This is a genomic window from Mycobacterium sp. NGS59 (assembly GCF_059812345.1).
On record NZ_JCALCN010000023.1, the window covers coordinates 1 to 20,504 of the forward strand.

Sequence of the window (20,504 nt, forward strand, 5' to 3'; positions counted from 1 at the left end):
CGTCGAAGTAGCGCAGCACATTCGGGTCCGTGGTGTCGGGATACCAGCCAGGGGCAGCCGTCGTCATCGGTTGCCACCCCTGCGGGACGTAGGACTGCGACTTCGACGAGTCCGTCAGCCGGACCAGCAGCACGAGCACGGCGGCGATGAAGCAGAGCCCGACGAGCCCCGCCACGACCACGATCAGCAGGGTAACCACGGACGCCATCCTGCACGGCGACGGCGTTTCGCGCATCGTGGGGCGGGGTAGCTGACAATTGTGACTACTGCTGAACAGCCGCCGCCGGAAGGCGACAAGCAACCGCCGCAGGCCGCATCGGTCGACGAACCCGAAAGTGGTTCCGGCACGGGTGACCCGAAGCCGAAAGGCGATCAGACCTCCGCCGAGGAGTAAGGCGTTACGCGCTGCCCGGTGTGCCGATCGGGACCTGCACTCCGAAGTCGATACCGTAGGCGGTGGTCGGATTCGGAGGTGGCGTGAGTAAAAGGTGGGCTGCGGGTACGGCGCTGGCCGGCCTGGCCGGTTGGGGTGGTTTACAAGCGCTGGTTGCATGGATCAGACAAAACCCGGATCCGCTTACGCGCGAACAACTTCTGGCCGAACCGCAGGGCGAAGAGGTGCTGATATCGCGCCCGGACGGGACACTGCTGCGCGCCTTGTCCGCCGGACAGGGGCCCACCGTGGTCCTCGTACACGGTTACAGCGTCAACCTGTCCGAATGGAACGTCGTCTGGGATGAACTGCTGGCCAAGGGATTTCGTGTCATTGGCTTCGATCAGCGCGGTCATGGATGGTCCACGCTGGGTGCAGACGGCATCGGATCGGAAGTGATGGCGGCCGACATTGCCGCGGTGCTGGAGCATTTCGACGTTCGCAGCGCTGTCCTCGTCGGGCATTCGATGGGCGGGTTCGTTGCGATCCGCGCCTTACTGGAGCACGCCGGCCTGGCTCCGCGGTTGCGCGGGCTGGTGTTGTTCGCCACCTGGGCGGGCCGTGTGCTGGACGGGGCGCCGCAGAACAAGCTGCAGATCCCGCTGCTGGAGTGGGGTGTCATGCAGCGGTTGATCAGAATCAAGACGGTCGGGGTGCTGTTCGGGGCCGCGCAGTGCGGCACCCGTCCCTCGCCGGCGATGGCCAAGGTGTTCGTCGAGGGATTCCAGGAGCACGTCGACCAGCACGGGCCGCACGTAGCGATCGTGAAGGATTCTCCCGCGAGGACCGCTACCCGCGGCTGGGGGAGATTACGGTGCCCACCGTCGTGATGGTCGGCTCGGCCGACCGCACCACGCCGCCGAATCACTCACGCCGACTGGCTGACGGCATTCCGCAAGCGCGGCTGGTTACCGTGCCAGGTGCCGGGCACGCGCTGAACTGGGAGGCCCCCGGCGAACTTGTGAAGGTCATCGAATCCTTTGGCAGCAGCGAAATTTGAATTCACGATCGGCGACGTACAGGACTTCCTCCTCGAACTCGCGCGCAAGCAGGACGCGAAGATCAAGGCCGGGGTGCCGGCCTGAGACCTCGGGTCCGCGCCGCACTCTAGGCGCATCGACGCGAAATCATAGGCCCTGCAGGCAGATTGGGGATACACCGCACGTCTCGGCGGGTGCCGGGTCGCCGTCGAGAATGTGTACGGCGACCGGGCTGCTGCGATCGGTTGCTCCGGCGAATCACAGATGCGGGATGGCTTGAACCGGTGACCCGGTCGTCACACAATCAAGCCATGACCGTGTTCAGGGTTGCCATGATCGTCGCGGCACTGTGCTGTTTGCCCGCGCAGGCCACAGCGCACGCCGACGACGTGAGCTTTCTGGACCGGGTGCACGCCGCGGAGATGCCGCTGACCGACGAAAAAGCACTCCAACTGGGCCGGGCGACCTGTGTGGACCTCGGCAACGGCGTCCCCAAGTCGGCGATTCTGGAAGCGAACAATCCTCATATCGGGGGAGTGGTGCTGACGGACGCGCAGAACGTGGAGCTGTTCTCTGCGGCGGTGTCGGAACTGTGCCCGGATGAGCGGAATGGGAACTGACGCGTTCGGCGTGTGCCGCGTGGCCGCCGCCGGGTGATTCCGTCCTGGTCCACCCCGACGGCGTGGGTCCGACGTTCTAGGTGCCCACGCCTGCATGCTTGGCAGGGTGTCGAAGCGCGCGGAGTACATATTCGCCCTGTATCAGGGTTCACTCGCTGAGCCCGGCGACCGCAACCCGTATGCCGGCCAATCTCAGTTGCTCGCGCAGCTGTGGATGCGCGGGTACATGCGGATGCTGCGGGTGAGGGTCGAAACGGGGCCGGCGATGCAGCTCTACCGCAGCAGATGCTTACGGGCGTCCTTCAGGTGATCAACGCTGTGTCGGCCGCGCTTTGGGGATAAACCGCAGGTCAAACCTGGTGCGCGATACTGGGATTGAACCAGTTCAAGTAGTTTGCTAGCGTGGGCATTTGACCAGCCAGAACAAGCGTGTCACCTGCTCAGACACTGCTCAGTGTAACGGATACTTCCGGAAAGTTGTAGCGCACTTGATACAGTTTCGTTAGCTCACAAAGAGTTCACGGACCCGCAGGGAGTTCACGTTGGTTCGAGGCGAAGGCCGCAAACCACAGAAGCGCGGCGCGTTCGGTACCGCCCACAAGCTGCCCAGCGGCCGGTATCGCGCGATGTACTTCGGACCGGACGGACGCCGCTACAAAGCGGACAAGACGTTCCTGACGGAGAAGGATGCCCGCGGCTGGCTGTCGCTGCGGCAGGCCGAGATCATTGCCAAGTCGTGGCAGCCGCCGGAAGCGCACGCCGCGCAGACACACCTCACCCTCACGAGCTACGCCGACACCTGGCTCACCCATCGTGATCTGAAATCGCGGACGCGCGAGCACTACCGCAAGCTGCTCGACGAGCATGTGCTGCCCGACCTCGGCGGCCGGCCGATCGGCGCCATCACGGTCGACGACGTCCGAGCCTGGCACGCCGAAATGAGCACCAGGGGCACGCCAACCCTACGAGCCCACGCCTACGGATTACTGCGAACGATCATGGGGACCGCTCTCAGCGACGGCAAGATCAAGACCAATCCGTGCGTCATCCGCGGCGCCGGCAGCGCGCGCCGCGTCCACAAGATCCGACCGGCGTCACTTGACGAAATCGCAACGATCACGGCAGAGATGCCTGCGCAGTATCAGGCGATGGTGCTGCTCGCCGCCTGGTGTGCGCTGCGGTTCGGTGAGCTGACCGAGCTGCGCCGCCGAGACATCATCATCGTCGAACCCAAGGAAGGGTCGGATTCCGAATCTGACCCCTATGGCGTCGTGCGCGTAGAGCGCGCAGTCGTCCGCACAGAAACCGGCTTTTCCGTGACAACGCCGAAAAGTGACGCCGGCCGCCGCGACGTCGAAATTCCGCCGCACCTACTCCCGGCCATCAACGCGCACCTGGCAACTCACGTTCAAGACGGACGCGACTCCCTGCTCTTCCCGGCCGCCCACGGCGGCCACCTCGCGCCGGCCAGCCTCTACCGACACTTCTACAAAGCTCGCTCGGAAGCCAAGCGAGACGACCTGCGCTGGCACGACTTGCGACACTCCGGTGCGGTGCTGGCCGCAGCGACCGGCGCAACACTCGCGGAATTGATGGCCCGCCTTGGCCATTCGACCCCGGCCGCGGCGATGCGTTACCAGCACGCCGCCCAAGGGCGCGACAGGCAGATTGCCAAACTGCTGTCGCGACTCGCCGACAAATGACGATCGAACACCCTTTCGGATTCTTGTGGTACAACTAGAGCAGCTTTCGGAAACTGCTTCCTGAGCCTGTCAAGGCAGTTCGACGCACTTCCGTCAGTTTCACGGTTGTCAGTCCTGCCAAGGCGTACCGAGTACCCAGAAGCCCACAGCGGCTTGCTACCTGGACAACTCGAAACGTCTTCGTAGCAAGCCACTCACATCTTTCGGAGTGGTATCTATGGCTGACACGCCAACTCTTAATCGCACCGCCCGGCGCCACCCCAAAGTCGTTGAACAGCAGGCAGCGCAACGCCGTTGGGCGTCAATGAATGAAGGCGCGGAGTATGCCGGGGTTTGCCTGCGTACCTTCCGCGAATGGATCGCGAAAGGCAAAATTCGGGGCTACCGAATCAACGCCCGTGTCATTCGCGTCGACTTGAACGAAGTGGACGCGGCTTTCGAACCCTTTGTGGGGTGGGCGGACTGAATGACTTCAATAGAAAACCGGTCCGCTGCCAACGGACCGGCCCTCACCAAACGACACCATCCACAGTCTAACCCGTGCGAGCTGCCGCGTTGCCGACGCTGCCAACGCGCCCTGAAGACGCCGGCGGCGGTGCGCCGCGGCTTTGGCTGGCGCTGCGCACAACACCTCCGCCGCGGAGGCCGCCGTGGACGCTGAACCCCGCGAATCAGAGAGATACGAGGAAACCACCGGCTCCACCGAAATAACCCCCTACACCGCGACTGGCGCGTTGATGGTCGAATGCCCCGACTGTGGCGCCGACGTCGGAATCCGCTGCACAGCGCCGCCAACAGCTCTGCGGCCGGGCATCATAGGGCGGCGGAAACGTCGGATGCCCTGCCTGGCGCGGATCAAGGCCAGTGAAGCGGCGGTGGCCGAATGACCCAGACTGCCTATGGACGCCTCATCGATGCCTTGCGCGACGCTGGTAAGCAGGTCAACGATCGCGGATCCCGAGCACTCGCACAATGCCCAGCCCACGACGACGGCCACCCATCGCTCAGCGTAACTGCCATCGACGGTCAAACCCTCATGCACTGCTTCGCCGGCTGTCACACCGAACAGGTGATGCATTCCCTCGGGCTGACGATGGCGGATCTGTTCGACGACCCAAAAGGCAACGTCTACCAATATCCCGATGGGCGGCGTGTACACCGCAGCCCCACAAAGCAATTCAAGCAATCAGGCAACACCGGGGGCAGCGCGCTGTTCCACCAGGACAGGCTCAACGGCGCGCACACGGTGTACGTCGTGGAGGGTGAGAAAGACGTTCACGCCGTGGAAGCCGCTGGCGGGGTCGCGGTGTGCTCAGCGATGGGGGCGGGCAAGGCCGGCAGGTTCGACTGGTCACCGCTGGCCGGTAGAGACGTGGTCATCGTCCGCGACACCGACAAGCCCGGGGTCCGGCATGCCGCAGACATCACCAAGCTGCTCGGCGATATCGCTCGCAGCGTCACGGTCGCTGAGGCGGCGGTGGGCAAGGACTTCGCCGACCACTACGCCGCCGGGCACGGCCTCGACGACCTCGTCGTCGTCGAGCGCGGCGATCCTCGGCCGCGGCTGTGGAAGGCCACCGAATTGCGCCCGGCAGAACAGCCAAGGTGGTTGGCGCGCGGCCGTATTCCGCGGTCAGCCATCACGTTGTTAGTCGGCGACGAAGGTATCGGCAAGAGCCTGCACTGGGTATGGATCGCAGCGGCGATAACCACCGGCCACGAACTGGCAGCGTTCGGCATTCCCGCCCGCGACCCGGCACGGGTCACGCTGGTGCTTACCGAAGATGACTGGTCGACCACCGTGCGTCCCAGGCTCGAGGTTGCCGGCGCGGACCTGGAACTGATCGACGTGATCTGCACGGAGCGCGACGGCAGTGGCGCACCCGTATTTCCCCGCGACCTCGATCTCATTCGCTCGGCCGCGACCAAACCCGCGCTCATCGTTGTCGATGCCTGGCTAGACACGGTGCCGGTGATGATGTCAGTCCGCGACCCGCAGCAGGCGCGCCAAGCCCTGCACCCGTGGAAAGAAATCGCTACCGTCACCGACGCGTCCGTGCTGCTGCTCACCCACACCAACCGCACCGCGTCCTCCAACCCTCGCGACCGTTACGGCGCCACGGGGGAGCTTCGCAAGAAGGCGCGCATGACGCTGTACGCCTCCGTGGATGACGACGGTGCGCTCTTGGTCGGCCCGGAGAAAACCAACATCGCCGGCCAGATTCCGGCGTCACGATTCACCATCACCGCGGTACAGCACTTCACCCCTTCGGTGGACAGCGACGGCACCGTCCCGCGGCTGACATATGTGGGCGACTCCGAGCGGACCGTGCGCGAGCACCTGGCCGCCAATGTCCTCGGCGACGACGAGCCGGGCGGCAACCCGGCGAAGCGATTTGTCTACGAACACCTGCTGCGCGAGGGTGGTGAAGCCCGGGCCTCCGAGCTTCTCAAAGCGGGTCGCGCGGCGGGCTTCAGCGAACAAGAACTCAAAGACGCCAGACGGCGCCACCGGTCCCCGCGCATCGAGTCCAGGAAAGCCAGCGGGCTCTCTGAAGGCTGGGTATGGGCGATCGCCTACGAAGGTGGCAACCCCTTCGAAGGTGGCACCGAAGGTGGCGAAGGTGGCGAAGATGGCAACACGCCTCCGAACCGCCACCTTCACGACGTGAACGAAGGTGGCAACCAAGGTGGCATGTCCCAAAACGTGCCACCTTCGCCACCTTCGGGAAATTTGCCACCTTCGGGAAAGCCCGAATTCAAACCGCGAAACCCACTCGTCCGTAGCGAAGGACGCTGCACCGAATGCAGCTTCCACGTCGCCACCCAAGGCCACCGGGACACCTGCTCAGCAAACACGAAAGGAACACCAGCATGACTGCCGACGCCAACCTGCTCACCCTGACGGTGAAAGTCATCGAGGGCGAACCGATGCTCGATGTGACCGCGTTGTCATTGCTGCTGGGCGTCGACGAACAACTCATCGAGGCGCAGCAGCGCAGAGACAGCATCGGCGGGTACTCCACCTTTCCGGCCGAATGGATGCGCAACGGCCGCCGGCGCGCGAGAGAAGCGGCCAGTCGCACCGGCAGCAGCGACATGGTGGCGTCGCTGACTTACTGGGCGCGCAAGGACCGCGGCGCGGAGCTGGTGATCGTTTGCGAGGGCGGATATCCCGCCTGATGATGAAGCGAATCCTGTTGTGCGAACAGATCAACGGCGCGACGCGGCCTACCGTCGACGGCGCGGCCTTGTTGATCGGCATCACCGTCGACGAGCTGCTCGCGGGTTGGGATCCGCGCAGTGCCGCACGGATGCCCGCCGCGTGGCGGCGCCGCGGCGCGAAACGGTCACGGCACGCGCGTAGCGCGGTCGGCTGCAACACAGCAACGGAAATCCTGGCCTACCTAGCTGCCCGAGATATGCAGGCCCGCATCGACTTCGACAAGAAGGCCGGTCAGATGTGGGCGGTGCTCGACGACGACGGGGGCGGCGGGTGAGGCTCAACGACAGCGAGGTTCGGGCCGCCTACCACGCGACCGCGCAGCTTGTTCGGCAGAGCAGACTGGGCGGCCGTGCCCTGCACCCGGAGGTTGAGCAGCTTCATCAGCGACTCGACGCTCAGATCCGTTTGTCGCGCTCGCGACACGAAACTTGTTGTGCTGCTGCCGACAAGTCACTCTCAGGGCAGGAGAAGTGGATCGGAGCACCGGAGGCGGCGCAGATTGTGAACATGTCGAAGCGGCAGGTACAGCGTCACGCCCCCGAGATGGGCGGCCGAATCGTCTCCGGCCGCTACCTATTTCGCGAATCCGATGTGAGGGACTACGCAGAAAGGAACGCCGCAGATGGCCGATCTTGATCCGGCGATTGAGCAACAGCTCGCCGACATGTCCGAAGAGGACTTCTACGCCTTGACCGCTCGTGTGCGGCCGCCGGCCGAACAGCCCGGCGATGGCGGGCGTGCTGCCGCCGAGAAGCGATTCGGGAAGCGGGGCCACTGATGGCCAGCATGAGTGAACGCCTCAGCAAGATTGAGCAGGATCTTCTCCCGGCCGAGTACTTCACCGCGGGGAAGCTGGTCGCTCAGGCGCAGCAGTTGATCGTGTCTCCGCCGACGAGCGCCGCCGCTGTCAAGGCCGAGCAGCTGGACCCGTTCGCCAGCGGTGAGATCCGCGAAGACTGGATCGACGCGTTGATCGACCGGAAAGATGCTGAGGAACGGCACAAGCGGCGTCGGGCGGTCCTGACGGAGTTCATCGCTTCCGCGCAGAGTCAAGCCCGGGTGGCGGCGGCTTCCGTCAGTTCGCAGGTGTTGGCGGCGCTTCAGCCCGAGCTCGAGGCGCTCCTCGACGACGTCACGGGGGTGGCCGAAGAGTTGGGCGGCATCCGCAGCGCGGAGAAGGCGATCGCCGCGGACCTCGGACCGGCATGGAAACGCCTGACCGCGTTGGTCAACGATTACGAGACGCTTCGCGGGTTTCAGCTGTCTCGCATGACTCAGGAGCTGGTCACGCGCTCCCGGCCCGCGTTGGGCGGCGAGGAACACGCGTCGGACCTGTACATCAAGAACCTGGACGACATTTGGCCGCACTGGCGCACCGGTGGCAGTGAGATTCAGGTGACCCGCGCCGACGGCAGTAAGCCGCGCTATGAGCCGTGGCCGGCTGAGCAGCCGCAGCTGCTGCTGTGGCTGGCGACGAGCCGCGCGCAGCCATGGGTGCCCACCGAGCGCCAGTTGCACCAGCTTTGGCAGCAGCGCCGGGACCGCACGAATCCCGTGCCAAGGCAGGACAAGCCGATCAGCGAACCTGTCCAGACGTACCGGACCGTGCCTCAGATCGAAAGTAAGTCGCCCACCGTCACAACCATTCGATAGGAGCCGCGACGATGAGACCCAAGAATGCCTTCGGGCAGGACGCCGCTTATCTGCCCAGTGTCGGCAAGGCGGTGTTCGATGCTGAGGACTTGCCGCCAGTGACGGCGGCGGTCCGGGCGGCGTGGGGGCCGCACACTGCCTATCCGGTGGCGTCGAGTGAGGCGATGGCCGCGATCTTGGTCGCCGTCCATGCCCTCGAACAGCGTGTAATCGCTTTGGAGGGCTGAGCAATTCAGACTTGCGGCGGCGTGCGGCGTCAAACCCGACATGGAACTGGCAAGCGCGATCTGGACGGTCTCAGGAGAACCCGAGTCGTTGCTGCGCCTCCGCCGCCGCGATCAAACCCGAAACCTCAACTGCCGGAGGTGATCTGAATCCCTAGCATTGCAGACCTCTACGTCGAAATTCTGCCGAGCACCTCGAAGATAGCCGACGGCATTGTCCGGGCGTTCCGTGAGGTTGACCCGAAAGTTGCTGAGGCTGGCCGCCGGTGGGGGCAGGAGATTGAGCGCGGGATCGGCAAGGTCAAGGTCGAGGTCGAAGCGGACACCGCGAAAGCCCGCGCCGAGCTCGATGCACTGACCCGGGACCGGCACATGACGGTCCACGTCAACATCGATCACAACCGGCTGCTCGGGATGGGGATGAACAACTTCGCCCACATCGGGCAGCTGTTTTCGCAGTCGTTCTCGAACGTGATGCAGACGCAGATCGTGAACAACTTCAGCCAAACCTTCAACCAGATGGGGTCCATAGCGTCGTCGCAGGGCTCGAAGATGGGCTCGAGCATGGGCACGTCGATGGCGAGTGCTTTGCAGCCGATCCTCATGGCGGGGATGGTGAGCGCGATCGGCGGTGTGGCGGCGTCGCTGTCCGGTTTGGTCGGGTTGGTGCCGGCCGGTCTGGCCGGTGCGGTGTCCGTCGTCGGCACATTGGTCACCGGCTTGGACGGTGTCGGTGACGCGTGGACCGCGGCCGGGAAGGCAGCCGAGTCGGCCACCAAAGACCAGGAATCGAAGGCGAAAGCTGTTGCCTCCGCGCAGAAGACGCTGCGCGACGCCGTCGTTGATGAAGCCGACGCGCAGAAGGACGTTGCGAACGCTCGCCGCGACGCCCGCCAGCAATTGGAGGATCTGAATATTCAGCTGCGGGGCGGGGTGATCGACGAACGCCAAGCGATCCTGAGTGCGCAAGAGGCGCGCCGGGATTTGGCGACCGGCCGCTACAAAGACGCCCTGGACTACGAGCAGGCCGCGCTGCGCGTCGACCAGGCCGACCAGCGCGTCCTGGAAGCCCACGAACGCAACGTCCAGTTGCAGGACAAAGCGATCGCCGCCAACGCCAAAGGCGTCGAACAGTCCGACCAAGTCGTGGCCGCCAATCAACGCCTGGTCTCCGCCCAGGAGCAGGTCGCGACAGCGATGCAGAATCTCGCGGACGCGCAATCGAAGTCGTCGTCGAACGTCGACGCCTTCACGCAGGCGATGGGCAAACTCTCGCCGAACGCCCAACAGTTCATTACCACGCTGCAAGGGCTCAAACCCGCGTGGGAAGAGCTGAAGTTCTCCGTCCAGGACGCACTGTTCGCCGGGATCGGCCCCGAATTACAAAGTCTGGCAACGCAATACATGCCGGTCCTGCAGTCCGCGATGACCGGCCTGGCCGGCACCATGAACACCGCGTTCAAAGACATCGGCGCCTGGTTGTCCCAGCCGGAAACCATGGCTTCGATCCAGACGATCGTCTCCAACATCGGAACCTCATTCGAGGCGTGGTCGCACTCGCTGGTCCCGTTCAGCGAAGCGTTCCTGAAGATCACCGGGAATCACGCAGAACGTCAAGTCCGGCAAGCTCGGCCCGGCGATCGACATGCCCGGCTCCGTGTACAACACCGGCCAGGCCGGATACCACGGCGACCACATCCACCTGGCGGTCACCGACCAGATGGGGCAAGCCCTGATCGCGGCGATGACCGGCAGCGGCGGGAACCTATCCCGCCCGGGCTACTACCCGTCACTGCAGCAGCCCACACTGGCGTCACCGCACGGACTCTCCGCCGACGGCACCATGCCACTCGGCACCCAAGGCTCACCCATGTGCGCCCACGGGATAATGGGCCGCGGAGGAGCAGGCGGAGGGATCGGGACCTGACATGCCACGAGCTCGACGCCACTGCCCCGGAGCTCATGGCACCTGCACCAATCTGATCAGCAGCAACCAACGCCACTGCCCAGACCACCAACCACCAGCATGGTCAGGGCCACGCACAGCATCATCGACAGTGACCAGCACACGAGCATGGAAACAACTGCGGCTCAACGTCCTTCGACGCGACAACTACCAATGCCAGATCAAGACAGAAGGCATCTGCATAGGCCACGCCACACAGGTAGACAAGATCACCGCAGCAGCCCGCCGGCCAGACCTCGCCATGGACTCGACGCACAACCTGAGAGCCGCGTGCGCCCCATGCAACCAGCACAAAGCGCGCACCCAAGACAGGACCAGACCACGATGACGCGACCGACCCAGAAAGGGGGCCAGGGAGCCCCCTCCCGCCCCCACCAGGACGCCGCTACGGTACTGCTACATCCGCTGGCTGCACGCATAAACGCAGGGTTTCGGCGTTACGTTTGGGCCCCCGATTCGGGCCACTTCAGGGCACTCTGCAACCCGCTACGGAAGGGGATTGACCGATGGCTACGAAAACCTGCCCCAGCTGCAATAACCCGATGATCGGGTCGGGCCGCGCCCGGTACTGTTCGCCGGCGTGCAAGCAGCGCGCGCACCGCAATCGGAAGGGTACGAACCGTAACGCTTCAGGCGCGAAAAGCGTTACGGTTCGCGCGGCCGCGAAGCGTGCCTCCCGGGAGGTAAGGGACAAAACGTCACCCACCTCCGGTGTCCACTGCCGGGCGGCGCTGGACGTGCTGGCCGCCCTGGACGCTGAGCTGGCTGACGCCGGCGCGCAGTGCGGGCAGGCGTTGGGGTGGACGGCCGCGGAGGTCGCGGTGCGGGAGTTGATCGCGTGCGAGATCGACCGCAAGACCGACCTCGAGCAGATGTACCGGGAATCCGAGGATGCCAAGGTGCGGGTCAAGCTGAGCGCGGAGCTGCGGCTCTTGGAGTCGTCGACAGCGCGGCTGCTCAAGCAGGTCAAGACCAAGCTGCCCGAGCCAGCGGCGTCGCGGAGCCGGAAGGCGCAGCGGGCCGCGAACGCGAGATGGGACCGCGACGGTGCCTAGAGTCGTGCAGCGCGAGCTCCGACACCCAGCGGGTGTCGGAGGTCCAGGTGTTGTCGTTCCCGGTGTCTATGCTGCGCTGCGCGAGCAGGCCCGCGCGTTGTGGGACAGCCCGGAGTGTTGGGATCCGCGGTGGATGAAGCGGCAGCATCCGGAGGGCGGGTATTGCAGCTCCCCTGGTGTGGTGTGTGAGCACGAGGCGTGTCCGCCTGAGCACCGCTACGCTGACCCGATGTTGCGCGGGTGGCTCGACGCCTTCGAGGATGGCCGACCGGTGCTGGTGCCCGCCGCTGCCATGCCGGCCGGGATGGTGCCGCCTGGCGATCGCGGCGACGCCTACCGCGTCGGGCCCGACGACTCGATAACCGTTCACAACCGGTGAACTGACGGCTATCGTGCGTAGCCATGGCTGGTGAGAACATCAAAGACCTGGCAAGCGAGACCGCGGTGACTCTGCTCAACGCGATAAAGAAGGACGCCGAGTCCGGGTACGGGCCTCAGGCGCTTGAACAGCTCGCCAACGCCTACGCGACCGTGCTCGGCGCCGCGCCCAGGCCGCCGTCAGCGGCCCCACGCTCCGCCGCATCGTTCTGACTTCGGAGGTTCGAGACCGTGACCAATCCTCCTGAGAACCCTGACGGCCAACCAAATCCAGGCGGTCCGCCTCCAGAGCCTCCGCCGCAGCCGCAGTCCCCGCCTCCCGACGTCTCATGGGTCGAGTTCGAGGTGGGGATCAGAAGCGAAGACCCCGGCATCGTCGAGCGCCGCATCGACCGGCGGGACTGAGGTCTCGTTCCTGCAATGGCAGGCTCCGGTAGCGAGGTTTACGCGGCCTTCATCGCGGCGGAACTGAAAGCAGAGAGCGACCGGCGAGACACGGTCAACACGCGCGCCGCGTCGGCCGTCACAAGCGCAACCGCATTAGTCACTCTGGCGCTCGCAGTGTTCGGCGTCCTGATCGGCAAGGATCATCCGTTCCCGAAGTGCGCCCAACCGTTTCTGATCGCCGCTCTGGTGTTCCTGTTGGGCGCCGGCAGCCTGGCCGTCGCCGCGGGCTTTCCGTAGGCGGCACAAGTTCGTTCAAAGCGGAAACCCTCGAAGCGATGCTCAACGGGCACCGCGGCGATTCCGAAGAGGTTGCCCGCTATACGGTGACCTACTGCAACACAGTGGCGCTGGTGACACTGCGGTCGGGAACAAATTTCAAGACCTGGCTCCTGCTCGCATCCGGAATTTGCCAGATCCTCGCGATCTGCGCGCTCGCCGCCACCATATGGCAAGTGACAGCGTGAGGGGGTCGCGTTTTAAACGCGACCCCCTGGAACCCCGCTGTTAGGCCAGCGCCGAGTGGTAGTACTCCAGAACCATGTCTGGGTCGATGTCGGACCCGGCCAGGGCCGCGCTCAGGTGGTCTCCGATCGCCCGGTGCAACAGAATCGTCTCCGGTATTGACAGCTCCGCAACGACGTCGTTGATGTTGTTGGCGCCGCCATTCAGCAGCAGGTAGAAGTGCGGGCTGGTGTCACAGTCGGCGTTGTAGCGAAGCCCGACGCCGACCGACATGACTGTCTCGCTGTGCGCGCTACCCCGGCGGGCGCTGTAGCTGTCGACGCTGGCTGAGCCGTACCAGCCCTCACTCATGTGCTCCATACGCTGTGCCTTCGACCCGTCGCGATCGTTGACACACCACGAGATCCCGCACCCATGATTCGTCATCGGCCGACCCACCCGTCCAGCGCGTCGGCCGCCTCAAGCAGACTGATCGCGATCCGCCGGGCCTCGCGGGCCGACGGACTAGCGTCGACATCGACGGCGCCCGCCGGTGCGTAGAGGCCGAGCAGGATTCGCGGCCGCGGATCTTCACCCTCGATGTAGGTGGTCATAATCGTGACGGCCAGCCCGTCCTCGACGTCGACGTCCCTGCCCGTCGTGGGCGTCGTGACGTCGCGACCGTGGTAGTCCGGCCAGATCGACCCTGCACACCACGGGAACGCGCAGCGGTGCTCGGCGAGCTCGATCGGTGTGCGGGTGGCGGTCATCGCGTCCACCCCTCGATCAGGTCGGCGGTGCCCAGGATTGCCGCAGCCAACAGGCGCGCCTGGGTGAGATTGAGCTGAGAGTCGCCGACCGTGACCGTAGGCGCTTCCTGGCCACCGGGATCGATCGTTCCGTCCCGGAGCTGAATCGCCGACCCGGTGACCCTGATGTCCGCGACCTGGATGTCAGGGGTCCAGACGACGCGGAACTTGTTGTCCCAGTCCTCCCACGTGCTGAGGGTGTGCGCACCGGGCGGTAGAGGGACGGTGGACAGAGTGCTTGCGCTGTTTTCGCGCATGGAGGTACGCTCCTTGTGAGTTTGGTGCTTTCGCCCTTTGCAGAGGGCTTGGAAGTCAGAAGGCGGTTCCCTGGCAGGGGAGCCGCCTTCAGTCATTTGGTCGCGTTTCGAACGCCGCCAAGTGAAAGAAGGCAACCGTGGCATTAAGCAACACGGTTGCCTTCGTGGTGGTGCGCGGGGGCGGCCTTCAACGTGAAGGTCTGCTGGTGGGTGAGACATGCGACTGCGTAAAGGGTCTAGTAGGAGATCATTCCCCACCCGTCGTTGAACGGAATTTTGTTCATCCTGAGCGCGGCCTGTGCCGCGTTGTCGGGTGTGAAGTTGGCGCAGTAGCAGGCGTGGAAGTCGAACGCCGGGAATTGGGTGTGGGTGAGGCCGGCGTAATGGCTGAGCGCGTTGTCGACGCGGCGTAGGAATTCGGCGAACTCGTAGACGCGTGGTCCTTGGTTTTGCCAAGGCTCGGGGCGGCAGCTGGCGTCGCAGGTGTGCGGCAGTGTGATTGGCATGTTGCTAGCTCCTTGATCGGGTTGCTAGCGCCTTGCTGTCACCAGTTCACATGTAGTTCACGCGGGCTGGGATTCTTGGCGAATCCGCAGTTGAATTGTGGTGCGCGATACTGGGATTGAACCAGTGACCTCTTCCGTGTCAGGGAAGCGCTCTCCCGCTGAGCTAATCGCGCTGGGGGGATCAAAACTTGGAGGTGGAGACGGGAATCGAACCCGTGTGCACGGCTTTGCAGGCCGTTGCCTCACCACTCGGCCACTCCACCGCTGGGATTGATGCCATTTGCACCTTCGAGCGGATGACGGGATTCGAACCCGCGACCCTCACCTTGGCAAGGTGATGCGCTACCAACTGCGCTACATCCGCGCGCAACGAGCGAGATCGTCGCCCGGTGCGAAGCACGACGATAGTCCAGTGAGCGGGCGCACACAAATTCCTTGGTACGGAGCGTGTCCAGGCCACCGCGGACGGCCCCGCGGCGTATGCGGCCCGCACTGTCGCGTTGGGATCGTGCTAATCTTCGACGTCGTTCGCCTCTCGGCGCCGGTCCCGTGGCTCAGTGGAAGAGCGTCCGCTTCACACGCGGAAGGTCGCTGGTTCGATCCCAGCCGGGACCACCACAGATACACGCCTGTATCGATTGTTCACGCCGTCGGGGTGTCACCCGCGCAAGTTACGGCGATGGCTGTGCAGGGTTGGTGCGTCCGGACCGTCACCTGCTTCTTCTGCGAGAGAAAACGTCCCGCTGGAACACTCCCGGACTGACCAGGCACGGGAATGTCTACCGAGCATGCTGCGCCGAGCTGGGCCGCCTGGGCCGAAACCCGATCGGTTATTTGCGCGCTGGCGGTAGTAACCGCTCTGCGACGTAGGCCGAATCAAGCACCCGGGCCAGCGCCACACCCGGCGAAGTACGATGCCGCTGGTGACCGCGCCACGCGGCAGCAGGGGAGGCGACGATGCCGATCACGGTGATTCTCGAACTGCGCTTCAAGCCCGATGAAGTGTCAGCGGGCCGAGAGCTGATGGGCCGGGCTCTGCAGGACACCCGCGCATTCGAGGGCAATTTGCAGACCGACGTGTGGGTGGACGAAGAAGACGAAGCGCATTGGCTGATCTACGAGGTCTGGGAGTCCGTGGATCACGACGAGGCTTACCGCAGCTTCCGGGCGGGGGAGGGCAAGCTCACGCAGCTGCCGCCGCTGCTTGCCGCGCCGCCGGTCAAGACCCGCTATCTCACCAGCGACGTCTAGGCGATGAGCTTTTCTGAGGGTATCGGAACGCTGAAACTCGAATGCCCGCAGGCACATCCGGTCGGCAGGATCCTGCGCGAAAGCGCCCATCAGGCCGTCCAGTACGACCCCGGCGCCGCGGTGGGCCCCCGCCGGTTCTGGCCGGACGAGGACGAGCAGACCCGCTTCGCTGCGCGGTGCAGGTTCTGCGACAAGCCGGTCGGCGACGACACGGCGACCTTGAGAGCCAAGTTCGCCGAGCTGTTGGCCCACACCTCCGAGACCTACGGAACAGCGACGCTGCCGTATCTATAGAGCGTTTGCTAAATAGATGCGTTGATGCTGATATCGCCGAGTCTTTATTGATTTCGTAAGGTTCATGAGGAAACGTCTACGAATGCGCACGAAACCGAGTCCCTACTAGCACGGAGTTGTCATGACGCTAACCCGCAGGCACCCGCTGGGCGTCCTCGTCGCGATACTGGCGGCAGTCGCTGCCGTCGTATCCTTCGGTACGCCGACGGCTCACGCGTTCTACGTCAAGTACCACGAGACGATCACCCGCAACGCTCTACCCGCTGACCAGGTCAGTCAGCTGGCTGTCAACCAGATCCTGGTGGGCCCCCCGCCGGGCGGTGGGGCGCTGGGCAGTGACGCCTTCGCCACCGACGAGTTCCGCCATCTGGACAACTCGATCAATCCCGTCGACATCTGCAACCGGGCCCGGGTGGCTTGGGACACCTTCTCGCCGATCATCCTGAGCGGGTCGGTGGTCAACGGCGACGTGGAGGCCGACGGACCCGGCGCCCGGGCCGCGTTCGGAGCCCTGCTGCACACCCTCCAGGACTTCTACGCCCATTCCAACTGGGTTGACGACAACATCGCCATCGGCCAACTGGACCGGATCGCCCCGCCGATCTTCCCGGTCTGCAACCCGGCCGACTTCCCCGCCGACCTGCACACCGGTTACTACAGCATCGATTTCGCGCAGCAGTTCCCCCTCGAGGGCTGCCCCGCCGGTGGTCCGCCGCCCGGCTTCCAGGAGTGCCACACGCTGCTGAACAAGGACGGCCCGCACACGCCGCGCGGCGGCACACCCGTTCCGGGAACCAACATGAACGAGTACGACGTCGCGGCCCAGCTGGCCACTCGGGCCAGTACGGATCTGTACTTCACGATCCGCGAATGGGTTGCCAACGCCAACGGCCAGAACGCGGCGGTCCAGCTGTTCCAGCAGGGCGGCCCGTTGCCGAACTGGCACAACATCCCCAACCTGCCGGGCGTTCCGTACCTGGGTTCGTAACGCCGACCGTCAGACCGAAGCAGCGGGTGCTCGGGTGAATCCCGGGCACCCGCTGTTTTCCGGTGTCGCTACTACGCCAGTGGGGTTCTCAGGGTGGCGGTGTCCCACATGGTCTTCATCGCGCTGGCGGGACTCGGTGCCGGAGCAATCAACGCCCTCGTCGGATCCGGCACGCTGATCACGTTCCCGATGCTGGTGACGCTCGGCTATCCGCCGGTCACGGCCACCATGTCCAATGCCGTCGGGCTGGTGGCCGGCGGAGTGTCGGGCACCTGGGGCTACCGCGCCGAACTGCGCGGGCAATGGGATCGGTTGCGTTGGCAGATCCCGGCATCGCTGGCCGGGGGGGTACTGGGCGCCTACCTGCTGCTGCATCTGCCCGAAAAGGAGTTCACCCGGGTCGTGCCGGTGCTGCTGGTGCTGGCCTTGATCCTGGTCGTGACGGGTCCGTGGATTCAATCGTGGGCGCGGCGACGGGCCGAGGACGCGGGCCAGTCAGCCGAACATCTCTCCAGGGCCAAGACGGCGACGCTGCTGTTCGGCACCTTTGCCGTCGGCGCCTACGGCGGCTATTTCACTGCCGCGCAGGGGATCCTGTTGGTCGGGGTGATGGGTGCGTTACTGCCGGAATCCGTCCAGCGCATGAACGCCGCCAAGAACCTGCTCACCTCGGTGGTGAATATCGTTGCCGCCGTTGGGTATACGCTGGTGGCCTGGGACCGGATCAGCTGGCCGGTCGCCGGGTTGATCGCTGCGGGATCGCTGGTCGGGGGTCTGATCGGGGCCCGCTACGGACGTCGGCTGTCGCCGAATGCGTTGCGCGCCACCATCGTCGTGGTCGGTTCGATCGGGTTGTGCCGTCTACTCGCCCTGTAAACCTGGCTCATTCCAGCGTGGCCTCGGCCGCCGCCTCGATGACGTCCATCGCCTCACCGCGCTGCCGCCACGCCTGCAGTTGCCGCATCGCCCCATTGCCCAGCGTGGTCACCCGGTCGATCTCGTCGACGACGGTCTGGTACTCACCGAGCGCATCCAACGCCGGACGCACCCGCTCCACCAGTGCGGACAATTGTTCGCGAGCGGGCACCGCTCCCCGGCCGTTCACCAAATCCAGTGTGTTCCCGGACAATCCGTCGTGGGCGGCCTTCCAGTACGCCGCGCGCAACGCGGCCGGCGGCAGCCGGTCGGCACCGTCGGGTTGTTCGTCGACCGCGGTCATCACCGCCGCCCGCACCAGCGTGGCCTGCAACACCGTCTCGGCGACCGTCGCCGGCACGTCGGCGACACGGACCTCGACCGTCGGGAAATTCGCCGACGGCCGCACATCCCAATAGACCATGCCCTGATCCAGCAGCACCCCGGTGTCGAGCAGCATCCGCACCGTGCGGTCGTACTCGTCGGGGGAGGCGAAGAACGGCGGTGCACCCGCAACCGGCCAACGCCGCCACAGCACGCTGCGCCAGCTCGCGTAGCCGGTGTCGGAATTACGGTAGATCGCCGAATTCGCCGACAGCGCAAGCAGTGTCGGCAGCCACGGCCGCAGCCAGTTGCTCGCGTGGATCGCGGCCGCCCGATCGGGAACCTGCACGTGCACATGGCACCCGCAGATGCCTTGCTCATGCGCGACCATCCCGAACTGCTCACCGATCTGCTTGTACCGCGCGGAGTCGGTGACGGGGAACTCGTGCGGCGTCACCGGGGGCAGGCCCAGCGCCAGCAGCCGGACCCCGACGGCGTCGGCAGCCTCCACCGCAGTGCGCCGCAGCGCCGCAAGTTCTTCGCGCAGCTCCTGGCTGTTTCTGGCCACGCTGGAGGTGGCTTCGACCTGGCAACTGCTCAGCTCCCGGTCCAGCTTGACGCCCCGGCGTCCCGCCTCGATGGCTACTTCGTTGTTGCGCGGCGCGGGTTCGCCGGTCTCCGGGTCCAGGAGGAGAAACTCCTCCTCGACACCCACGGTGGGCAGGTCGCCGTTCGAGCGCTGTGGGCTCATTCCCGCAAGCTACCCCCGCGCCGCGGCGCGGCAAGTCTCGGGGCTTCGACGTGCCGAAGACTTTATGAGTGTCGGCGATTTCGCTGTAGGAATCGGGCCCGTTGTGGACAATGGCCGCAATGCAGTCCCACGAAGGAGTGATTGAGCAGTGGTGAGTCCCCGGTTGCGCGGCCACGACGACGTCCTCGATGCGACGGAGGACCTGGTCGCCCAGGATGGCATCGAAGCGGTGACGATCCGCGCCCTCACCAAGGCCACCGGTGTTTCCAACGGCGCCATCTACCGGACGTTCGAATCTCGCGGGGGTGTGCTCGGCCGGGTGTGGGCTCGCGCTGAGCGCCGCTTTCTCGACCTGCTGACCAGTCTGGTCGACGAGGCCCGAGCCGAATTTGACGGCGAGCCGTTGGACGCGGTGTACGCGGCGGCCGAGACGTCGTTGTTGTACCCCGAGATGTTCCCGGGATCGTCAGCCTGCCTGATGACGGTGCGTCGCGAAGAGGTGGTGAGCCAGCCCATGCCGGGCGACATCGCCCAGCAGTTGCAACTCCTGCAGGCCGAACTCGATGCGGTCATGTCGCAGTTGGCCGAAAGTCTTTGGCAGCGCAGCGATTCCGGCGCGGTCGAGTTGATCGCGACCTGCATCATCGATCTGCCGAAGTGGATCGGCTTGCGCGGGCGGCACTACAGCATGCCCACCTTGCGTGACTATCTGCGCGCTGCGGTGCGGTCGGTGCTGGAAGTGGGGCCGCCGCCGACGAGTGCCGGTCGGGAGTTGGCCGCCAACGGCGCGGCATAACACCGTCGCTCAGATCAGCGCGTCATCCACCGTCGGGTAAATCGGTAACAGGGCATCGAACCCGCACGCGCGCACCAGGCGCGCGACGACCGGGGCGGGACTGACCAGGCGCAGCTCGACCCCGCGTTCGCGGCACTGCTCGGCGGCCTCGGCCAGCACTGCATACGCGCAGCACCCCATGAAGTCGACCTCGGCGACGTCGACAACGAAAGGTCCCGGCGGCGTAGCGGTGGCGGCCGCCTCGGCCACCAGCTGACGCCACGTGTGCTCATTGCACGCGTCGATTTCGCCGCCGGCGTGGATGATCACCGCATCGCCGCTGCGGTCGGTCATCGCGCGTAGCGTGCTGCGCGGTTCGCCGAGTTCGTAGACCAGCCGAGTACTGAGCGTCAGGTGGGTGGAAAACGCCTCTGAAATGACCAGGCTCATCGTGCACTCCTAATCGACTGGCGTCGGAACGCCGCGAATGGATGCCCGTCCTGCGGTC

The 20,504-nt window shown here is 65.2% G+C and carries 33 protein-coding genes and 4 tRNA genes; 26 read left to right on the forward strand and 11 right to left on the reverse strand.

The window, feature by feature from the left end; all coding sequences use genetic code 11:
• On the reverse strand, positions 1-199 hold a 199-nt coding region (locus AC5Y46_RS20750), incomplete at its 3' end, for a hypothetical protein (RefSeq protein WP_499946722.1).
• 60 nt (positions 200-259) lie between these two features.
• On the opposite strand from AC5Y46_RS20750, the gene AC5Y46_RS20755 reads away from it, so the two are divergent.
• The 14 genes from AC5Y46_RS20755 to AC5Y46_RS20820 all read left to right on the forward strand — a co-directional run bounded on the left by AC5Y46_RS20755 (position 260) and on the right by AC5Y46_RS20820 (position 8,842).
• Entirely contained in the window at positions 260-394 is a 135-nt protein-coding gene (locus tag AC5Y46_RS20755) for a hypothetical protein (RefSeq protein WP_499946721.1), read from the forward strand.
• Positions 395-477: 83 nt separating this feature from the next.
• A complete protein-coding gene (locus AC5Y46_RS20760; RefSeq protein ID WP_499946720.1) occupies positions 478-1,263 on the forward strand; it encodes an alpha/beta fold hydrolase in 786 nt (261 codons plus the stop codon).
• Positions 1,155-1,433, forward strand: a complete 279-nt coding sequence (locus AC5Y46_RS20765) for an alpha/beta fold hydrolase (protein WP_499946727.1) — start codon at positions 1,155-1,157, stop codon at positions 1,431-1,433. The genes AC5Y46_RS20760 and AC5Y46_RS20765 overlap by 109 nt, the downstream gene beginning before the upstream one ends.
• A gap of 291 nt (positions 1,434-1,724) precedes the next feature.
• Positions 1,725-2,033 (forward strand): DUF732 domain-containing protein, encoded by a 309-nt coding sequence (locus tag AC5Y46_RS20770; RefSeq protein WP_499946719.1) that lies wholly within the window; start codon positions 1,725-1,727, stop codon positions 2,031-2,033.
• Between the two features lie 94 nt (positions 2,034-2,127).
• Positions 2,128-2,343: a ribosome modulation factor gene (locus AC5Y46_RS20775; protein ID WP_499946718.1), complete on the forward strand. Its 216-nt coding sequence runs from the start codon at positions 2,128-2,130 to the stop codon at positions 2,341-2,343.
• A gap of 232 nt (positions 2,344-2,575) precedes the next feature.
• The gene (locus AC5Y46_RS20780; protein WP_499992761.1) at positions 2,576-3,736 is read left to right on the forward strand and encodes a tyrosine-type recombinase/integrase; all 1,161 of its coding nucleotides are present in this window, start codon (positions 2,576-2,578) and stop codon (positions 3,734-3,736) included.
• Between the two features lie 217 nt (positions 3,737-3,953).
• Positions 3,954-4,202: a helix-turn-helix domain-containing protein gene (locus AC5Y46_RS20785; protein ID WP_499992764.1), complete on the forward strand. Its 249-nt coding sequence runs from the start codon at positions 3,954-3,956 to the stop codon at positions 4,200-4,202.
• Between the two features lie 184 nt (positions 4,203-4,386).
• Positions 4,387-4,623 carry a zinc finger domain-containing protein gene (locus tag AC5Y46_RS20790; RefSeq protein ID WP_499992765.1) on the forward strand — a complete coding sequence of 79 codons (237 nt, stop codon included), beginning with the start codon at positions 4,387-4,389 and terminating at the stop codon, positions 4,621-4,623.
• Positions 4,624-4,772: 149 nt separating this feature from the next.
• Positions 4,773-6,614 (forward strand): AAA family ATPase, encoded by a 1,842-nt coding sequence (locus tag AC5Y46_RS20795; protein WP_499992766.1) that lies wholly within the window; start codon positions 4,773-4,775, stop codon positions 6,612-6,614.
• On the forward strand, positions 6,611-6,919 hold the full coding sequence (locus AC5Y46_RS20800; protein ID WP_499992769.1) for a hypothetical protein: 309 nt from the start codon (positions 6,611-6,613) through the stop codon (positions 6,917-6,919). The genes AC5Y46_RS20795 and AC5Y46_RS20800 overlap by 4 nt, the downstream gene beginning before the upstream one ends.
• 2 nt (positions 6,920-6,921) lie before the next feature.
• Complete coding sequence (locus AC5Y46_RS20805) at positions 6,922-7,236, forward strand: hypothetical protein (RefSeq protein WP_499992770.1); 315 nt, start codon at positions 6,922-6,924, stop codon at positions 7,234-7,236.
• 348 nt (positions 7,237-7,584) lie between these two features.
• Positions 7,585-7,740 (forward strand): hypothetical protein, encoded by a 156-nt coding sequence (locus AC5Y46_RS20810; RefSeq protein WP_499992774.1) that lies wholly within the window; start codon positions 7,585-7,587, stop codon positions 7,738-7,740.
• Between the two features lie 8 nt (positions 7,741-7,748).
• Complete coding sequence (locus AC5Y46_RS20815; RefSeq protein WP_499992778.1) at positions 7,749-8,615, forward strand: hypothetical protein; 867 nt, start codon at positions 7,749-7,751, stop codon at positions 8,613-8,615.
• Between the two features lie 11 nt (positions 8,616-8,626).
• A complete protein-coding gene (locus tag AC5Y46_RS20820; RefSeq protein WP_499992780.1) occupies positions 8,627-8,842 on the forward strand; it encodes a hypothetical protein in 216 nt (71 codons plus the stop codon).
• Between the two features lie 111 nt (positions 8,843-8,953).
• Here AC5Y46_RS20820 and AC5Y46_RS20825 read toward each other — a convergent pair whose 3' ends face one another.
• On the reverse strand, positions 8,954-9,238 hold the full coding sequence (locus tag AC5Y46_RS20825; RefSeq protein WP_499992782.1) for a hypothetical protein: 285 nt from the start codon (positions 9,236-9,238) through the stop codon (positions 8,954-8,956).
• On the opposite strand from AC5Y46_RS20825, the gene AC5Y46_RS20830 reads away from it, so the two are divergent.
• The 6 genes from AC5Y46_RS20830 (at position 9,212) to AC5Y46_RS20855 (ending at position 13,149) form a co-directional block, all read left to right on the forward strand.
• Positions 9,212-10,822, forward strand: coding sequence for a hypothetical protein (locus AC5Y46_RS20830; protein ID WP_499992784.1), 1,611 nt, complete (start codon positions 9,212-9,214; stop codon positions 10,820-10,822). The two genes, AC5Y46_RS20825 and AC5Y46_RS20830, sit on opposite strands and share 27 nt — an antisense overlap.
• 720 nt (positions 10,823-11,542) lie before the next feature.
• Positions 11,543-11,860 (forward strand): hypothetical protein, encoded by a 318-nt coding sequence (locus tag AC5Y46_RS20835; protein WP_499992786.1) that lies wholly within the window; start codon positions 11,543-11,545, stop codon positions 11,858-11,860.
• A 229-nt stretch (positions 11,861-12,089) separates the two neighbouring features.
• Positions 12,090-12,239, forward strand: coding sequence for a hypothetical protein (locus AC5Y46_RS20840; RefSeq protein WP_499992788.1), 150 nt, complete (start codon positions 12,090-12,092; stop codon positions 12,237-12,239).
• Positions 12,240-12,262: 23 nt separating this feature from the next.
• Entirely contained in the window at positions 12,263-12,451 is a 189-nt protein-coding gene (locus AC5Y46_RS20845) for a hypothetical protein (protein WP_499992790.1), read from the forward strand.
• Between the two features lie 207 nt (positions 12,452-12,658).
• Complete coding sequence (locus AC5Y46_RS20850) at positions 12,659-12,922, forward strand: hypothetical protein (protein ID WP_499992792.1); 264 nt, start codon at positions 12,659-12,661, stop codon at positions 12,920-12,922.
• 38 nt (positions 12,923-12,960) lie between these two features.
• Positions 12,961-13,149: a hypothetical protein gene (locus tag AC5Y46_RS20855; RefSeq protein WP_499992794.1), complete on the forward strand. Its 189-nt coding sequence runs from the start codon at positions 12,961-12,963 to the stop codon at positions 13,147-13,149.
• A gap of 40 nt (positions 13,150-13,189) precedes the next feature.
• On the opposite strand, the gene AC5Y46_RS20860 is transcribed toward AC5Y46_RS20855, so the two are convergent.
• From AC5Y46_RS20860 to AC5Y46_RS20890, 7 genes are all read right to left on the reverse strand, one after another.
• On the reverse strand, positions 13,190-13,507 hold the full coding sequence (locus AC5Y46_RS20860; protein WP_499992795.1) for a hypothetical protein: 318 nt from the start codon (positions 13,505-13,507) through the stop codon (positions 13,190-13,192).
• 62 nt (positions 13,508-13,569) lie between these two features.
• Positions 13,570-13,896, reverse strand: coding sequence for a hypothetical protein (locus AC5Y46_RS20865; protein ID WP_499992797.1), 327 nt, complete (start codon positions 13,894-13,896; stop codon positions 13,570-13,572).
• A complete protein-coding gene (locus tag AC5Y46_RS20870) occupies positions 13,893-14,192 on the reverse strand; it encodes a hypothetical protein (protein ID WP_499992799.1) in 300 nt (99 codons plus the stop codon). The genes AC5Y46_RS20865 and AC5Y46_RS20870 overlap by 4 nt, the downstream gene beginning before the upstream one ends.
• A 236-nt stretch (positions 14,193-14,428) precedes the next feature.
• Positions 14,429-14,698 (reverse strand): hypothetical protein, encoded by a 270-nt coding sequence (locus tag AC5Y46_RS20875; protein WP_499992800.1) that lies wholly within the window; start codon positions 14,696-14,698, stop codon positions 14,429-14,431.
• Positions 14,699-14,796: 98 nt separating this feature from the next.
• Positions 14,797-14,871 (reverse strand) — tRNA-Val (locus AC5Y46_RS20880).
• A gap of 16 nt (positions 14,872-14,887) precedes the next feature.
• Positions 14,888-14,961: transfer RNA gene (locus AC5Y46_RS20885), tRNA-Cys, on the reverse strand.
• Positions 14,962-14,989: 28 nt separating this feature from the next.
• Positions 14,990-15,062, reverse strand: a tRNA-Gly gene (locus tag AC5Y46_RS20890).
• 179 nt (positions 15,063-15,241) lie between these two features.
• On the opposite strand from AC5Y46_RS20890, the gene AC5Y46_RS20895 reads away from it, so the two are divergent.
• The 5 genes from AC5Y46_RS20895 to AC5Y46_RS20915 all read left to right on the forward strand — a co-directional run bounded on the left by AC5Y46_RS20895 (position 15,242) and on the right by AC5Y46_RS20915 (position 18,107).
• Positions 15,242-15,316 (forward strand) — tRNA-Val (locus AC5Y46_RS20895).
• 339 nt (positions 15,317-15,655) lie between these two features.
• Complete coding sequence (locus AC5Y46_RS20900) at positions 15,656-15,949, forward strand: putative quinol monooxygenase (protein WP_499946717.1); 294 nt, start codon at positions 15,656-15,658, stop codon at positions 15,947-15,949.
• 3 nt (positions 15,950-15,952) lie between these two features.
• Entirely contained in the window at positions 15,953-16,243 is a 291-nt protein-coding gene (locus AC5Y46_RS20905) for a hypothetical protein (protein ID WP_499946716.1), read from the forward strand.
• Positions 16,244-16,364: 121 nt separating this feature from the next.
• Positions 16,365-17,231 carry a hypothetical protein gene (locus AC5Y46_RS20910; protein ID WP_499946715.1) on the forward strand — a complete coding sequence of 289 codons (867 nt, stop codon included), beginning with the start codon at positions 16,365-16,367 and terminating at the stop codon, positions 17,229-17,231.
• Positions 17,232-17,339: 108 nt separating this feature from the next.
• On the forward strand, positions 17,340-18,107 hold the full coding sequence (locus AC5Y46_RS20915; RefSeq protein ID WP_499992885.1) for a sulfite exporter TauE/SafE family protein: 768 nt from the start codon (positions 17,340-17,342) through the stop codon (positions 18,105-18,107).
• Positions 18,108-18,114: 7 nt separating this feature from the next.
• Here the strand turns inward: AC5Y46_RS20915 and AC5Y46_RS20920 are convergent, their stop codons facing one another.
• The gene (locus AC5Y46_RS20920) at positions 18,115-19,221 is read right to left on the reverse strand and encodes a glutamate--cysteine ligase 2 (protein ID WP_499946714.1); all 1,107 of its coding nucleotides are present in this window, start codon (positions 19,219-19,221) and stop codon (positions 18,115-18,117) included.
• 151 nt (positions 19,222-19,372) lie between these two features.
• Between AC5Y46_RS20920 and AC5Y46_RS20925 the strand changes: the two genes are divergently transcribed.
• Positions 19,373-20,017 (forward strand): TetR/AcrR family transcriptional regulator, encoded by a 645-nt coding sequence (locus AC5Y46_RS20925; protein ID WP_499946713.1) that lies wholly within the window; start codon positions 19,373-19,375, stop codon positions 20,015-20,017.
• A gap of 9 nt (positions 20,018-20,026) precedes the next feature.
• Here AC5Y46_RS20925 and AC5Y46_RS20930 read toward each other — a convergent pair whose 3' ends face one another.
• Positions 20,027-20,446, reverse strand: a complete 420-nt coding sequence (locus tag AC5Y46_RS20930) for an anti-sigma factor antagonist (protein WP_499992812.1) — start codon at positions 20,444-20,446, stop codon at positions 20,027-20,029.
• Between the last annotated feature and the right edge of the window lie 58 nt (positions 20,447-20,504).